This window comes from Nonomuraea sp. NPDC059023, assembly GCF_042740095.1.
In the GTDB taxonomy this organism is placed as follows: Bacteria; Actinomycetota; Actinomycetes; order Streptosporangiales; family Streptosporangiaceae; genus Nonomuraea.
Window position 1 is genome coordinate 239727 of sequence record NZ_JBHYIO010000009.1, and the last position, 14455, is coordinate 254181.

Here is a 14455-nt window from a genome sequence, read left to right on the forward strand (position 1 = left end):
CGAAGATCTCACCCATTGATACAGCAGACCTGGCCGAGCATGAAAAAGGGGCGGTGACCCGGGGTGGCTCACCCCTCCAGAGGCCACTCCGGATCACCGCCCGCTGAGACATCCATGCTCCTGCGCGGAGCGGAGGTCACACTCCCACAGGGTGCCGGTACGGCCCGCGTCCCGGCTATCGGTACCCCCTACCGATTTCCCGGCGACCTGCTCTCTCGGCATACGTACTCCACGGATTGCGCGGAATCCCATAACCGATCGTTACGCGATGAATACGATCCGAACATGACACTAGGCACGTTCCGCAGACGGCCAGGAGAGCTCCCCCGCGACGTCACCGCGTTCATCGGGCGCCGGACCGAGCAGTCCGAGCTCGCCGCCCTCCTCATCGGCGAGCGCCTGGTGACGGTTACCGGGCCGGGCGGCGTCGGCAAGACCCGCCTGTCCCTGCGGGTCGCCGACGCCGTCAAGGAGCGCTTCGCCGACGGAATCTGCCTCATCGAGCTGTCCGCATTGCGCGATCCCGAACTCCTCCCCCACACCGCGTGCACGGCGCTCGGGCTTCCGGAGAAAGCCGGGCAAACCCAGCTCGACACGCTCCTGGACCACCTCCAGGAGCGCGACATTCTGCTCATCCTGGACACCTGCGAGCACCTCATCGACGCCTGCGCGGGCCTGGCCGACATCCTCATGCGCGAGACGCCCCGGGTATGCGTACTGGCCACGAGCCGCCAGCCGCTCGACGTTCCCGGCGAGCATACGTATATGATCGCGCCGCTTCCCGTGCCCGACTCCGTCGCCCTCGCCGCCGGGAGCGGGAACGCCATCGAGCTGTTCGCCCTGCGCGCCGCCACCGTCGTGCCCGGCTTCCAGCTCACCGAGGCCAACGGCGACCAGGTGGTCGCGCTGTGCCGCCGCCTCGACGGGATGCCGCTGGCGATCGAGCTGGCCACCGTGCGGCTGCGGGCCGTACCGCTGGAGCAGCTCATCGAGCGTCTTGAGGACCGCTTCCGGTTACTGACGGGCGGCCGGCGTACGGCGCTGCCACGGCACCAGACGCTGCGCACCACCATCGACTGGAGCCACGACCTGTGCACCCCGGCGGAGCGGGTGCTCTGGGCGAGGCTGTCGGTGTTCGCCGGATCCTTCGACATGGAGGCCGTCGAGGAGGTCTGCGCCGACGACCGGCTGCCCGTCGAGACCGTCATGGAGACGCTGATCGGCCTGGTCGACAAGTCGCTCGTCCTGCTCGCCGACGAACCGGGCGCCCGCTACCGCCAGCTCGACACCATCCGCGAGTACGGCGCCGACCAGCTCGCCCGCAGCGGCGAGCAGGCCGCCGTGCGCGGTCGGCAGATCGCCCGCTTCCACCGCCTGGCCGCCTACTTCGACGAGCACTTCATCGACGACGACCAGGTGGAGCGCTACCGGGCGCTGCGGCGCGACCACGCCAACCTGCGCGCGGCCATGGAGCACGCCATGCTCCTGCCCGACCCGAACGTGGCCGCCGACCTGATCAACGCGCTCTGGGGCTACTGGCAGATCTCGTGCCTGTACACCGAGAGCCGCTACTGGCTGGGCCAGGTGCTGCACCGGTGCACCGCGCCCTCCCGGCAGCGGGCCAGGGCGCTCGGCGTGCGCGCGTACCTGATCGCCTTCCAGGGCGACCTCGACACCGCCCTGTCCGACTGCGACGAGGCCCTGCCCATGGCCGAGGAGCTCGGCGAGCGGCTGCTGGCCGGGCGCATCCTGCTCTACCGGCACCTGGCGCTCTGCTTCGCCGGACGGCTCGCGGAGGCGGCCGAGGCCGCCGAGACGGCGCTGAAGATCATGGAGGAGGTCGACGACCGGATCGGGCTGGTCGCCCTCGACGCCCAGGACGGCTACCGCCACCACCTGGCCGGCGAGCCGGAGGAGGCGCGGCGGCTGTGCGAGCACGGGCTGCAGCGGCTGGGGCACGGCACCGGCGAGCAGTGGCTGCGCGGGTACCTGTACTACATCACCAGCGCCGCCCTGTTCGGCAAGGGCGACTACGTGGGGTGTGAAACGGCGGGCCGTACCGCGATCGGGATCAAGACGGAACTGGGCGACATGATCGGCACGGCCTACTGCCTGGAGACGCACGCCTGGCTGGCCGCCGTACGCGGTCGCGCGCAGCGGGCGGCCTGGCTGCTGGGCGCGGCCGACCGGCTCTGGCGGATGACCGGGCTGCGGCTGAGCGGCACGGTCGTGATGGAGGAGTTCCACCAGAGCGCCACGAGCGCCGCGCTGGCCGCGCTCGGCGAGAAGCGCTTCGCCGAGCAACGCGAGCACGGCGCCCGCACGCCGCTGGAGAAGGTGGTCGGCGCCGCGCTCGCCGACGCCGACCGGCTGCCCGGCTGCGCCCCGGCGGCCGGCGGGCCGGCGATGGAGCTGCTGACCCGCAGGGAGCGGGAGGTGGCCGTGCTGCTGCGCGAGGGCCTGTCCAACCGGGAGATCGCCGAGCGGCTGCACATCTCCAAGCGGACCGCCGACACCCACGTCGAGCACATCCTGGCCAAGCTCGGCCTGACCTCCCGGGCGAAGGTGGCCGAGCTGGTCGCGGGCGCTACAAACCGATGAGGTCCCTGATCGGCCCGAGCGCGAAGTACACGACGAACAGGAGGGAGACGCCCCACATCAGCGGGTGCACCTCGCGGCCCTTGCCCTTCAGCACCTTGATCAGCACGTAGCTGACGAACCCGGCGCCGATGCCGTTGGAGACCGAGTAGGTGAACGGCATGAGCACGATCGTGAGGAACGCCGGGATCGAGACCTCGTAGTCGCTGAAGTCGATCTCCTTGATCGCGCTCATCATCAGGAAGCCCACGATGACCAGCGCGGGCGCGGCCGCCTCGTACGGCACCACCTTCACCAGCGGCGCCAGGAAGATCGCGACCAGGAAGAGCACGCCGGTCACGACGCTGGCCAGACCCGTACGGGCGCCTTCCGCCACACCGGAGGCCGACTCGACATAGGTGGTGTTGGAGGACACCGAGCCCGCGCCGCCCGCCGCCGCGCCGATCGAGTCGACCAGCAGGATCTCCTTGGTCCTGGGCAGTTGCCCGTCCGGCCCGATGAGATCGGCCTGCCGGCCGACGCCGACGATGGTCCCCATCGTGTCGAAGAAGTCCGTCACGAGCAGCGTGAACACCAGCAGGACGGCCAGCAGTACCGACACCCGGGTGAACCCCCCGATGGGGTCGAACTCCGTGAACAACACCAGCGGATTCGTGATCCCGAACATGTCGGAGGTGATGTGCGGGACGTTCAGCATCCACCCGCCGGGGTTGTCCTTGGAGAACGCCCCCGGACGGAAGAGCAGCTCGACGACGGCGGCCAGCACGGTCGTGCCGACGATCCCGATCAGGATCGCGCCCTTGACCTTGCGCGCCACGAGCGCCGCGGTGGCCAGCAGGCCGACGATGAAGACCAGGACCGGCCAGGAGGTCAGCTCCCCGGCGATGCCCAGGGTCAGCGGCGGCACCGCGTTGCCGCGGACGAAGCCGGAGTCCACGAAGCCGATGAGCGCGATGAACAAGCCGATGCCCACACTGATCGCGGTCTTCAACTGCGTGGGGATCGCGTTGAACACCGCCACGCGGAACCCGGTCAGCACCAGGATGCCGATGATCACGCCTTCGACGAAGACCAGGCCCATCGCCTCCTCCCAGCTCATCTGGGTGGCGATGCCGAAGGTGACGAAGGCGTTGAGGCCGAGCCCGGCGGCCATGGCGAACGGCACCCTGCCGACGACGCCCATGAGGATGGTCAGGACACCGGCCACGAACGCGGTTCCGGCCGCGACCAGTGCGATGTTGGGGCTGCTTCCGTCACCGATGAACTGTCCGTCGGCGTCCGGTTTGGTGGCGATGATGAAGGGATTGAGTACCACGATGTAGGCCATCGTGAAGAACGTGGCGAGGCCGCCGCGGACCTCACGGGAGAGCGTCGAACCTCGTGCGGTGATGCTGAAGAACCGGTCAAGAGTGCTGTTCACGCGCGAACAGTGACAGGCGTCGCATCGCATGAAAAGCGTAGGTGATCGTATCGAGATGGTATTGGAAGCTACCCTGGACAATGTGAAACGCGAATGGCGACCAGAACCGGAACCGATCAAGACCAATGATCCGGCCGCCATCGCCGTGGGCACCGCGCTCTGGGCGGTCGCGCTCGTCGTTCTGCTGATCTTCCGGCCCGCGCCCGAGAACACCTGGTGGATCTGGACCTGCCTGACCGGCGCCGGCTTCGGCCTGTTCGGAATCTGGTTTGTCAGGCGCAGGCGTTGACATAAGTCACCCGCAACTGCTGTCTTCTCCCACTACCTGGGCAAACCCGGCCTGACCATGCTTGAAGGCATGAAGAAGACCTTGACGACGACCCTTCTGCTCGCGACGGCGCTCACCGCATGCAGCACCGCGGCCAAGCCGGACCCGACCCCCGTCGCGAAGAAGAAGGAGACCGGGGCCGTCGTCTGGGCCCCCTGCACCGACCTGACCGGGCCCGACGGCAAGCCCCTGAAGGACGCCTCCCTGGAGTGCGGCAAGCTCCCCGTTCCCCTCGACTACGCGAAACCGGACGGCGAAAAGCTCGACCTGGCGCTCATCCGCATCAAGGCCACCGGTGACCGGCTCGGCTCCCTGGTCTTCAACTTCGGCGGACCGGGCGGCTCCGGCGTCGACACCCTCGCCCTGGCCGCGAAGGCGTTCGCCAGCCTCGGCACCCGCTACGACCTGGTCAGCTTCGACCCGCGCGGCGTCGACCGCAGCTCCGGCGTCAAGTGCGGCGACATCGACAAGTTCGCCGCCGTCTCCCCGCAGTCCGCCGACTTCGACCGCATGATGAAGGAGTTCGCCGCCACCTGCGCCGAGCAGTCCGGCAAGATCCTCCCCCACGTGGGCACCGCCAACGCCGCCGAAGACCTCGACCGCATCCGCCTCGCCGTGGGCGACGACAAGCTCAACTACTTCGGCCTCTCGTACGGCACGCAGCTCGGCGCCGTCTACGCCACCAAGCACCCCAAGAACGTCGGCCGCTTCGTGCTCGACGCCGCCCTCGACCCCTCCGTCAGCTTCAAGGAGCGGGCCGTCACCCAGGCCAAGGGCTTCAAGCAGGCCTTCGAGGCCTTCGCCAAGGACTGCGTCGCCCAGACCTGCGACCTCGGCGCCACACCCGCCGCCGTCCAGAAGGACCTCCAGACCTTCCTGAAGTCCCTGGACGACAAGCCCGTCAAGGTGGGCGACCGCGAGCTGACCGGCGGCCTGGCCCAGACCGGCGTCATCGCCGCCCTCTACTCCAAGATGAGCTGGCCCGTGCTTGAGCAGGCCGTCGCGGCGGCCAAGAAGGGCAACGGCCAGGCGCTCCTGAGCATGGCCGACCTCTACACCGGCCGCAGGCCCGACGGCACGTACAACACCATGATGACCAGCCTCCAGGCCATCAACTGCGTCGACAGCCCCGAACGCGCCACCGACGCCGACATCGAGGACGTGAAGAAGGCGACGCTCGCGGTGAACCCGATGATGGAGAACGGCGGGCTCGCCTCCATCTGCCGCTACTGGCCGGTGCGCGGGACCAACGACGACGCCAAGCGCGTCGACGCCACCGGTTCGGCCCCGATCGTGGTGGTGGGCGGCAAGGGCGACCCGGCCACGCCGTACGAGTGGGCGCCCCGCCTGGCCGCCAGCCTCAAGACCGGCGTCATGCTCACGTACGAGGGTGAGGGGCACGGCGCGTACCTGAGCGGCAGCAGCTGCGTGACCCGCACCATCGACACCTATCTCCTCAACGGCACCCTTCCCCAGAAGGACGCCACCTGCCCCGCCGCCTGACCCGGCCGGCGGCCTGACGGGGGCGGCCACCGGGCCCAGATGCCCCTCCCTTCCGGGGAGGGGCATCTGCTCATGTGCTCGTTTCTGGGCGGTTCGCGGTCTCCGGTGTGGCGGGCAGGAGGCGTGGTACGGCCCGCATGTAGACGAGCATGCCGATGACTTCGACGAGGGTCTGGGTGACCACGACGGCGGCGGCCAGGGCGAGGTGGGCGGGCAGGGCCAAGGCCAGTGGGAGCACGACCAGGGAGTTGCGGGTGGCGCCGGTGAAGACGACCGCGCGCCCGTCGCGCGTGCCGAGCCGGAACAGGCGGGCGACGCCGAGCCCGGCGAAGGCCATGACGACCAGGAAGGCGACGTAGAAGGGCACCACGCCGGCCAGGTCGGCCAGCGCGGCCGGGTCGGCGGTGAGGGCGGGCACCTGGGAGGCGACCACGACCAGCAGGGTGGCGGCCATCAACGGCACCATCGTGGTACCCGCCGCCGCGGCGAGCACGCGGCCGGGCCGGGCGCGCGCGGCCCAGGCCTGGGTGGCCCAGGCCAGCGCGAGCGGGATGACGATGAGCACGACGAACGCCTCGACGAACGGGCCGGGCCGCACCGTCGCGGCCAGACCGGCGCCGAGGAAGAGCCACAGCAGCGCCGGCAGGGCGAGCATCTGGGCCAGCAGCAGGATCGGGGTGGTGGCCAGCAGCCGGTCACTGGCGGCGCCGGCCAGGCCGCTGAAGACGATCACGTAGTCCACGCACGGGGTGAGCAGCACCAGCAGCACGCCGATGCGGATGGCCTGGTCGGCGGGCAGCAACGCCAGCATCACCGCGACCACCAGCGGCACCACGGCGAAGTTGATCACCAGTACGGCGGCCAGGAACCGGCCCTGACGCAGCGCCCGTACCAGGCTGGCGGCCGGGACCTGCAGAAAGGTCACATACAGCAGCGCGCCCAGCACCGGGTTGATCGCCCCGGCCAGGCCCGCCCCCTGGCCGGGCAGCGCCCATCCCAGCAGCGCCCCGGCGGCGATCGCGGCCAGGTAGACGGCGATCTGGTGATCTTCCATGCGGGTGGTCAGGCTCATCGCGGGCGTGGGTCCTGTTCGCGTGGTGTCGACTGGTGTGCGGCCTTGATCACCCTTGGCGGCGCGAGCGCCTTCCCGTTCCCTTCTTGCGGCTCGTTCACGCCGTGGTGGCCGCCGTCGCGCGGGCCTGGAGCGCGTCCAGCACCTCGGCGTGTACGGCCGGCACCGCCACCTCCAGCGTCAGGCGGCCGTCGGCGATGGTCAGGGTGAAGGTGAAGAAGGAGCAGCAGCCGTTCTCCCGAGCGGTCAGCTCGGCGGCCCGGGCGGCGTGCTCCGGGCTGAAGACGAGCTCCAGCCGGAGCAGCTCACGCCCCGGCCGCAGTACCGTCTGGACCGCCTCGGCGAACAAAGCGTCGAACTCGGCCACCCGCAACGGCTGCTCGGCCGTGGGCAGCGTGCACGTCGAAGGAGCCCATCCCTGGTCAAGGGCGATGTCCTGTGCCATATCCCGACGGTAAGCCTGTACCTGGGCATCAGATGCAAGTCCCCGTCCCCCTTTCCCTTGCCAATATATCGTGAAGTCGGGCTATCATCGCCCTATGACGATTAATGGTGATGCCGGTCGATGCGTGAACGCCGATATCGCCGCCGGCATCCCCCCGGCGGCGGCGCTGTTCCACTCGCTGGCCGATGAGACCCGGCTGAAGATCGTGCAGCGCCTGGCCCAGGGCGAGGCCCGCGTCGTCGACCTGACCGGCCAGCTCGGGCTGGCGCAGTCGACGGTCTCCAAGCACCTGGCGTGCCTGCGCGACTGCGGCCTGGTCGACTACCGCGCCGAAGGCCGCCAGTCCTTCTACGCCTTGACCCGGCCCGAGCTGATGGACCTGCTCGGCGCCGCCGAACAACTCCTGGCCGCCACCGGCCACGCCGTCACCCTCTGCCCCACCTCCACCCCCAGCACCCCCACCTCCACCCCCGGCACCACCCCCGCCTCCTCCCCCGGCAGCGCCCCCATCTCCACCTCCGGCAGCGCCCTCATCTCCACCTCCGGCAGCGCCCCCGCCTTCGCCTCCGCCTCCTCCCCCGGCAGCGCCGAGACCGCCGAGACCGCCAGAGAAGGGGTGGGCGCGTGACCGCGCTGAACCTGCCCAGCCTCGGGCCGGCGCCGGCGCGGCGGGCCGTACTGCGCCGCCGTATCCGCCTGCTGGTCGCCGCGACCATCACCTACAACGTGATCGAAGCCGTCGTGGCCATCACCGCCGGCACCATCGCCTCCTCAGCGGCGCTGATCGGCTTCGGTCTCGACTCCGTGGTCGAGGTCGCCTCGGCTGCCGCGGTCGCCTGGCAGTTCTCGGCCACCGACCACGAGAAGCGGGAGAAGACAGCGCTGCGCGTCATCGCGATCTCGTTCTTCGCGCTGGCCGCCTACGTCACCTTCGACGCCGTACGCGCCCTGCTCGGCGTGGGCGAGGCCGAGCACTCCACACCCGGCCTGATCCTGGCCGCCCTGTCGCTGGCCGTCATGCCGTTCCTGTCGGCCGCCCAGCGCCGCACCGGTCGCGAACTCGGCTCCGCCTCCGCCGTGGCCGACTCCAAGCAGACGTTGCTGTGCACCTACCTGTCCGCGGTACTGCTGGTGGGCCTGGCACTCAACAGCTTGTTCGGCTGGTCCTGGGCCGACCCGATCGCCGCTCTGGTCATCGCGGGCGTCGCCGTAAAGGAAGGCCGCGAGGCTTGGCGCGGCGACGCCTGCTGCGCCCTCCCCAGCCACCCCGACACCGGCACCCACACCGCCGCCAGCGCCGGCGGCGGCGCGGGTGCTGGCACCGAGGCTCGCGCGGGCGCGGGCGCCGGGAGTGGCGCGGGCGCCGGGGCTGGTGCGGGCGCGGGCGACGGCGCGGGCGCTGGTTCCAACGCTGGCGACGGCGCGGGCGAGCCGACCGGCGCGACCGTGTGCGCCGACGGCTGCTGCGCCACCGGCAAGGTGAAGGAGAACGACCGATGATCGGCCGCCCGATGCCCGCCCGTGTGCGGGCCGCCTACCGCGCCGAGATGTACGCCGCCCGCACCACACGCGCCCCCGAAGAGCGGTGGCGGCATCTGGAGCGGGCACACATCATCTCCCAACCGTGGCCCTGGCCCCACACGGCCAACCACATCGCCATGTTCGCCCTGGCCCTCGCCCAGCGCGACCGCCGCGAGGCGATCGGCCAGATCATCCGCATCATCGTGGCCGCGCCCGGCTCCGCGCTGGGCCGCTACCCCGAAGGCAACACCGGCCGCGCCCGCGTCAGCCTCACCCAGCCCATGCCCCTGCCCACCGACCTGGCCCACCTGCTGCAGAGCACCTGACCGGGCACGTCCCGAGGGGAGTTCGCCGAAGTGACGATCAGCCGCCTACCCGCCCTTCCCCCGATGCCCGGCGGCAATCCGGACCTCGGCGACGTGACCGGCCCGCAAGAGCCGGCCAGGCAGATCGCCACCGGTCAGGCCTGGACACCCGAGCTGGCCAACCTGGTCAAGACCCTGTTCGACAAGCAGGCCGCCGACTGGAACACCGGCCACAGCGTCAGCCACTTCGACCCCCTGCACGACGCCTTGGCCCGGGGCGGCATCCCAGCCGGGGGCGTGAGCGCCGAGATCGGCTCGGGCACCGGCCACCTTCCTCGCCGATGAAGGACAGCCCCGCGTTACGAAGTCGAAGGAGGGCACCCCCTGCCGGGTGGAGGGGACTCAACCCTGCCCGCAGGCACGGGGCGACCTCACCCGCAAGGGGTCAGTTGTCGAGACCCGCCGGGGGTCAAGGGTCGAGCAGAGAACCGAAGATGGCCACGCCGAGCTCGAAAGCCTCCTGCTGACCGAGGATCCGTCCTTCGACGTCGGGGTGGGCATCAACCCATGACTGCGCGGTACGGGCGTCGGTGAAGAAGTTGATGGACCCGCAGCAGGCGTCGGCCGCGGCGACCGCGCAACAGGTTGCCTGCTGACCGGCGAACACCACCGCAGTCCGGGGGCTCCACACGGCACCGTCACCGGAGACTTCCACGATGATCGGCCGGCCGGTGACGGGATCGGCCGACTCCAGCCGGATGTCGCGGCCCAACATGGCGGCCATGCCAAGCGCATCAATGGCACACATGGCATAGACCTGCGGACCGCCGACAATCTGCACCCGGTGTGGCGTAGGGACGGCAGAGAACGGATAGGCGGCGCGAATCTCACCGTGCTCGTCCAACCGCAGAAAGTCGGCTTCGTGCAACGCGGTCAGAGCCTGCTGCGGCAACTCGGCGCGGCTGAGCGCCGTACCGGTCCCGGCAAAGGAGCGCAACACCCGCTGCTGCACCGCCCGCAGACCACCATCGACGGGCGCGCGCCTGCCCGCGCCCGCACGGCCCAGCGCGTCCGACCACACCATCGCGGACGTACGCCGCAACGCCTGCCGCAACTCCGCGACCGAAGGCACCTTCTGGAGCCGGCACGACATGCTGATGGGCATCCCCGCGACACCGAACGGGTCAAACCCGTCCACCAGCAGCATGGGAGACCCGCGCAAACCCCACCGCCGCGCCTCCTCATCAGTGCTCACCGTCCGACGCAAGACCGTATCGGCGACTCCCACCTCCGCCATAGCCCGAGCAAGGCGGTCGGCCAGAACAGGAGCGTTAGGACAGCCCGGCACGCTCACCAGAACAATCTCCATGGGCCCAAGCTAAACCTTCCAGCGCACTGGAAGGTCAAGACCATACGCTGGGACCATGCGCATCGGCACACTCGCCGCCGAGGCCGGCGTCAGCACCAAGACCATCCGCTTCTACGAGCAAGCCGGGCTGTTGCCCGAACCCCCGCGCACCAGCGGCGGCTACCGCGACTACCCGGCCACCACCGTCGACCGCCTGGCCTTCGTCCGCGACGCCCAGACCGCCGGCCTGTCCCTGGCCCAGATCCGCGAGGTCCTGGACATCCGCGATGCGGGGCAGGCGCCCTGCGAGCACGTGGGCGAGCTGATCGAGGCACACCTGACCCAGGTGAACGACCGTATCGACGAACTCATCTCCGCCCGCGCAACCCTGCGCGCTCTCCGTAGACGCGCCCAGGAAACCGACCCGGTGGATTGCGCCCCGGACCGCGTCTGCACCATCCTCGCCTCCCGACAGCCGACATAGGTACGCCCCCGACAGCAGGCACGCCCCGATCACCGCTCCCAGCCCGGATGACGTCATGCCCACCCCGGCGACGACCCTGCGCGCATCCACCGCCAGGAGAGCGACCGGGTCGCGGCCCGAGGACCGTGGCCGTCCGGAGCCGGGTAACAGCCAGGCCGAATCCGGCCCACGACCGGGGAGCGCGAGGGGCCGGGAGGCCCTTCGCCGGGGGTGCGGGGGCGTGCCCCCGCTGTCACAGCCCGAGCTCCAGGCGCGTAGCGCCCTCTAGCGAGGACCATGCCCGCAAGCCCGGGGGTGCGGGGGCGTGCCCCCGCTGTCACAGCCCGAGCCCCAATGCGCGAAGCGCCTCAGGCGAGGACCACGCCCTTAGCCCCAGGCAAGGAGCACGCTTTCAGGAGAGGTCGGCTTCGGCCAGGAGGAGGGGGACGGCGGCGGGGTCGCGTAGGAGGGCTGCCACCGCCAGGCGGTCGGACCACTGGCCCACTGCCCAAGCCAACCCCCTCGCCAACCCGTCCACTCCCGTGCAGTGGATCGAGCCGTCGAAGTACCGCCACGCGCACGGCACCCCGTCCACCAGCAACTTCTCATGCTCCACGTACGTCTCAGGCGCGGTGGGAAGCAGCGACCGCACCTCCGGCGGCACCGGCCTGGCCTGGCCCTCCGACGTCACCTCGCCACTCACCAGCTCCCCCGCCAACGGCAGGTCGAGCAGCTCCGACAACGACTCCGCCAGGTCGTAGGACGCCAGCACCAACGGCCGCGCCGCCACCAGTTGCAACAGGTCGGGCGCCTCCACCACCACGGCGTCGTCGGCCGCGGCCACCACGATCTCGCCGTCGAGCACCGCGCGGACCCGGGACGGCGGCGCCACCCGCGACGGTTCGACTCCGGCCAGCGCGATCCACAGGGCCCGCAACTGGGCCCGGTCGACCACGATCGCGGCGTCGGCCATCAGGTCGAGCAGTTCCTCGGGCCCGCCGTGGGAGGCGAGGAGGTCGGCCAGCGTGGTGCGTACACCGAGCATCGACAGCGCGCTCTCGTCGAGCCCGGCGGGCGCGTCGGTGTAGAGGCCCTGCAGCAGCGGGTCGGCGCCGGGCAGGCGCAGGTCGCGCGGACGGCGGCCGTCGAGCACGGGGTGCCCGGCCAGCCACCACGCCGTGTACGAGGGCACCTCCACCCCGTCCACCCGCAGCGGGTGCAGCGCGCCGCGCAGCGGTGGCCGGGTGAGGAGCGGCAGGGCGGCGGGCCAGTCGGCGACGAGCTCCAGGTCGCGTACGGCGGTGAACTCGGCCACGACCGGCGGCACCTCAAGGTCGGGCAGCAGGTCGTGGACGTGGTCGAGCCAGGCCTCCTCGCCGTCGAGGTCGTGGTCGCACTCGTCGTGGTCGAGCAGGACGTCGGCGTCGTTGACCACGGCGAAGCCGTCGAGCACCCCGGCGGCGACCAGGACGCGCGAACCGTACGCGCTGACGAGCTCGTCGGCGACCAGCGGCCCCTCTTCCAGCAGCCCGGCCAGGACCCCGCCGGGCAGCAGCAGCTCACCGGCGGCGTAACGTTCGCCGTCTGCGCCGCGCAGCGCCAGCTCGGCCAGCCAGGGCGCCTCACCGGGCGCGAGCGCGGCGGCGTCGACCAGGGAGAGTACGGCCCGCGCGATCGGTTCCGGGTCGTCGCTGTCGAGCGACTCGGTGATGGCGGTGCGGGTGAGGGTGTCTTCGAGCACGGTGCGCGGGGTGGCTTCGGCGGCGCCGAGGCGCAGCAGCAGCGGGTGCGCCGCGTCGGGGTGGACGATCCGCAGGCCAAGCGCCTCCAGGTCGAGCGAGGCCCCGTTCAGCATGAGCGTGCCGCGCGGCCCGCGCACGAGCCGCCCGTCGGCCAGCGGGACCGGCAGCGCCCCGAGCGACTCGGGGTCGTCGTAGGGCAGCACGTCGTAGAGCGCGTGCCACCAGGCGGGGTCGCGGCCCTCGACGCCCTCGCCGGACAGCAGGTCGATCACGTCGGCCAGCTCGACCCTGCGCACGCCGAGCGAGGCCATCGCCGGGTGCCGCGCCGGCCAGCCCGCGGGCAGCAGACCGGGAACGAACCCGGCGACCGCCTCCAGCAGGTCGCTCGCCCCGGCGACCACCGCCGCCTCGCGGCCCGCGACGACCCAGCCGTCGGGCCCCTTGTCGGGAGCGGGGTGTTCGACGTGCCATTGGGCGTCGGGCTCGTAGACGGCGGCCTCGCTGAACGACGCGGTCTCCACGGCCGGAGCGGGCGCCGACAGCGCGGGCAGCAGCGGGGTCGCGGGCAGGCGGCGCAGGATCGCGCGGCGGATGCGGGCGTCGAGCTCGCCCTTGCCCATGAGCGCGGGCACCAGGTCGAGCAGCTTGGGCGTGCGCGGCAGCTCCTTGAGCAGGCGCAGGTAGGACTCGGCGGCCTTGTCGATGAGGAAGTCGGTCAGCGGGCCCTTGGCCACGTGCCGCCGGTCGGTGGCCATCGGGAAGGAGGCGATGAGCAGCGCGGGCAGGTCGAGCGCCTCGTCGCTGGGCGTGGGCGCGTGCACGACCGCCGGCACACCGGCCGGCAGCGGCCGCGGCTCCCGCGCGGCCCCTTCCGCGACGACCCCGTCCACCGGTACGGCCCAGCGCACCGACCAGTAGGGCCGGGCCCGTTCCTCGGTGGGCCGGTCGGCGAACAACTCGGCGACCTGCTCGGCGGTGAACTCGCCGGAGTCGGCCACCAGATGCCACCCGTCGGCGTCCACCCGGCGCAGCGCGCCGTCGAGCTCGATCTCGATGGCTTCGAGCGCGGGCAGGCCGAGCAGGAGCGCGGGGCTGGTCTCGGCCAGCATCCGCCGGACCGCCTCGGCCGCCGTCTTGTCGCGCAGCGGCAGCCGTACCAGAGAGTCGAAACCGTCGGGCACCGTGAGCGGGTCGGCCGCGAACGGCAGGCGCAGCAGCGGGACGTGCCCGGAACGCCCGGACAGTTCGCCGGCCAGGACCGGTACGCCGGCGACCAGAGCGGTGGTCTCCTCGCGTGACCAGCGCACCGCGCCGGACCCGCGGGAGCCGATGGACGGCTCGTCGGTCACCGAGACGACGGCGGCGAACCCGACGCCGAAACGCCCGGCTGCGCCCGCCTCGTCGCGTTTGCCGGACACGCGCAGCGTGGACAGGCCCTCGACGCCGGTCGCGTCGAGCGGCGCGCCGGTGTTGGCGGCGGTGAGCACGTCGCCGTCGAGGCTGAGCCGCAGCACCCCCGGCACGCCGGCGCGCAGGGCGGCGTCGGCGGCGTTCTGCGCGAGCTCAACGATGAGCCGATCTCGATAACCGCCGAGGGCGAAGTCTTCCTCGGCGTTGGCGTCCTCACGGAAACGGGCGGGCGAGGCCGTCCAGGCCGTGAGGACCGCCGCGCGCATCCGGTCGGTGCCGAAGCTGTCCACGATCCTCCAA

At 71.5% G+C, this 14455-nt stretch carries 12 protein-coding genes and 1 pseudogene; 8 read left to right on the top strand and 5 right to left on the bottom strand.

Annotated elements, in window-relative coordinates; genetic code table 11:
• Positions 1 to 285 precede the first annotated feature (285 nt).
• A complete protein-coding gene (locus tag ACFWYW_RS18110) occupies positions 286 to 2601 on the top strand; it encodes an ATP-binding protein (protein WP_379618278.1) in 2316 nt (771 codons plus the stop codon).
• Here ACFWYW_RS18110 and ACFWYW_RS18115 read toward each other — a convergent pair.
• On the bottom strand, positions 2588 to 4048 hold the full coding sequence (locus ACFWYW_RS18115; RefSeq protein ID WP_379618276.1) for an NCS2 family permease: 1461 nt from the start codon (positions 4046 to 4048) through the stop codon (positions 2588 to 2590). The genes ACFWYW_RS18110 and ACFWYW_RS18115 overlap by 14 nt on opposite strands.
• Before the next feature lie 52 nt (positions 4049 to 4100).
• On the opposite strand from ACFWYW_RS18115, the gene ACFWYW_RS18120 reads away from it, so the two are divergent.
• Both ACFWYW_RS18120 and ACFWYW_RS18125 read left to right on the top strand, forming a co-directional pair.
• The gene (locus tag ACFWYW_RS18120; protein ID WP_379618274.1) at positions 4101 to 4307 is read left to right on the top strand and encodes a DUF2530 domain-containing protein; all 207 of its coding nucleotides are present in this window, start codon (positions 4101 to 4103) and stop codon (positions 4305 to 4307) included.
• A 69-nt stretch (positions 4308 to 4376) separates the two neighbouring features.
• Positions 4377 to 5849 carry an alpha/beta hydrolase gene (locus ACFWYW_RS18125; protein WP_379618272.1) on the top strand — a complete coding sequence of 491 codons (1473 nt, stop codon included), beginning with the start codon at positions 4377 to 4379 and terminating at the stop codon, positions 5847 to 5849.
• A gap of 70 nt (positions 5850 to 5919) precedes the next feature.
• On the opposite strand, the gene ACFWYW_RS18130 is transcribed toward ACFWYW_RS18125, so the two are convergent.
• Complete coding sequence (locus tag ACFWYW_RS18130) at positions 5920 to 6921, bottom strand: arsenic resistance protein (protein WP_379618270.1); 1002 nt, start codon at positions 6919 to 6921, stop codon at positions 5920 to 5922.
• Positions 6922 to 7018: 97 nt separating this feature from the next.
• Positions 7019 to 7366: a hypothetical protein gene (locus ACFWYW_RS18135; RefSeq protein ID WP_379618268.1), complete on the bottom strand. Its 348-nt coding sequence runs from the start codon at positions 7364 to 7366 to the stop codon at positions 7019 to 7021.
• Between the two features lie 94 nt (positions 7367 to 7460).
• On the opposite strand from ACFWYW_RS18135, the pseudogene ACFWYW_RS18140 reads away from it, so the two are divergent.
• From ACFWYW_RS18140 to ACFWYW_RS18155, 4 genes and pseudogenes are all read left to right on the top strand, one after another.
• A pseudogene (locus tag ACFWYW_RS18140) lies at positions 7461 to 7805 on the top strand (ArsR/SmtB family transcription factor); the annotation flags it as partial.
• Positions 7806 to 7990: 185 nt separating this feature from the next.
• On the top strand, positions 7991 to 8866 hold the full coding sequence (locus ACFWYW_RS18145; RefSeq protein WP_379618266.1) for a cation diffusion facilitator family transporter: 876 nt from the start codon (positions 7991 to 7993) through the stop codon (positions 8864 to 8866).
• Complete coding sequence (locus ACFWYW_RS18150) at positions 8863 to 9213, top strand: DUF3703 domain-containing protein (protein WP_379618264.1); 351 nt, start codon at positions 8863 to 8865, stop codon at positions 9211 to 9213. The genes ACFWYW_RS18145 and ACFWYW_RS18150 overlap by 4 nt, the downstream gene beginning before the upstream one ends.
• Positions 9214 to 9243: 30 nt before the next feature.
• Positions 9244 to 9537: a hypothetical protein gene (locus ACFWYW_RS18155; RefSeq protein ID WP_379618262.1), complete on the top strand. Its 294-nt coding sequence runs from the start codon at positions 9244 to 9246 to the stop codon at positions 9535 to 9537.
• 124 nt (positions 9538 to 9661) lie between these two features.
• Here ACFWYW_RS18155 and ACFWYW_RS18160 read toward each other — a convergent pair whose 3' ends face one another.
• Positions 9662 to 10561 (bottom strand): alkylmercury lyase family protein, encoded by a 900-nt coding sequence (locus ACFWYW_RS18160; protein WP_379618260.1) that lies wholly within the window; start codon positions 10559 to 10561, stop codon positions 9662 to 9664.
• 55 nt (positions 10562 to 10616) lie between these two features.
• Between ACFWYW_RS18160 and ACFWYW_RS18165 the strand changes: the two genes are divergently transcribed.
• Positions 10617 to 11024: a heavy metal-responsive transcriptional regulator gene (locus tag ACFWYW_RS18165; protein WP_379618258.1), complete on the top strand. Its 408-nt coding sequence runs from the start codon at positions 10617 to 10619 to the stop codon at positions 11022 to 11024.
• Between the two features lie 391 nt (positions 11025 to 11415).
• Here the strand turns inward: ACFWYW_RS18165 and ACFWYW_RS18170 are convergent, their stop codons facing one another.
• Entirely contained in the window at positions 11416 to 14448 is a 3033-nt protein-coding gene (locus ACFWYW_RS18170; RefSeq protein ID WP_379627033.1) for a sacsin N-terminal ATP-binding-like domain-containing protein, read from the bottom strand.
• Positions 14449 to 14455 lie beyond the last annotated feature (7 nt).

Bases quoted from the DNA above. Each gene is read 5' to 3' on its own strand.
- ACFWYW_RS18135 (WP_379618268.1), bottom strand. From the start codon at position 7,366: ATGGCACAGGACATCGCCCTTGACCAGGGATGGGCTCCTTCGACGTGC.
- ACFWYW_RS18165 (WP_379618258.1), top strand. From the start codon at position 10,617: ATGCGCATCGGCACACTCGCCGCCGAGGCCGGCGTCAGCACCAAGACC.
- ACFWYW_RS18125 (WP_379618272.1), top strand. From the start codon at position 4,377: ATGAAGAAGACCTTGACGACGACCCTTCTGCTCGCGACGGCGCTCACC.
- ACFWYW_RS18115 (WP_379618276.1), bottom strand. From the start codon at position 4,048: ATGCGATGCGACGCCTGTCACTGTTCGCGCGTGAACAGCACTCTTGAC.
- ACFWYW_RS18160 (WP_379618260.1), bottom strand. From the start codon at position 10,561: ATGGAGATTGTTCTGGTGAGCGTGCCGGGCTGTCCTAACGCTCCTGTT.
- ACFWYW_RS18150 (WP_379618264.1), top strand. From the start codon at position 8,863: ATGATCGGCCGCCCGATGCCCGCCCGTGTGCGGGCCGCCTACCGCGCC.
- ACFWYW_RS18130 (WP_379618270.1), bottom strand. From the start codon at position 6,921: ATGAGCCTGACCACCCGCATGGAAGATCACCAGATCGCCGTCTACCTG.
- ACFWYW_RS18110 (WP_379618278.1), top strand. From the start codon at position 286: ATGACACTAGGCACGTTCCGCAGACGGCCAGGAGAGCTCCCCCGCGAC.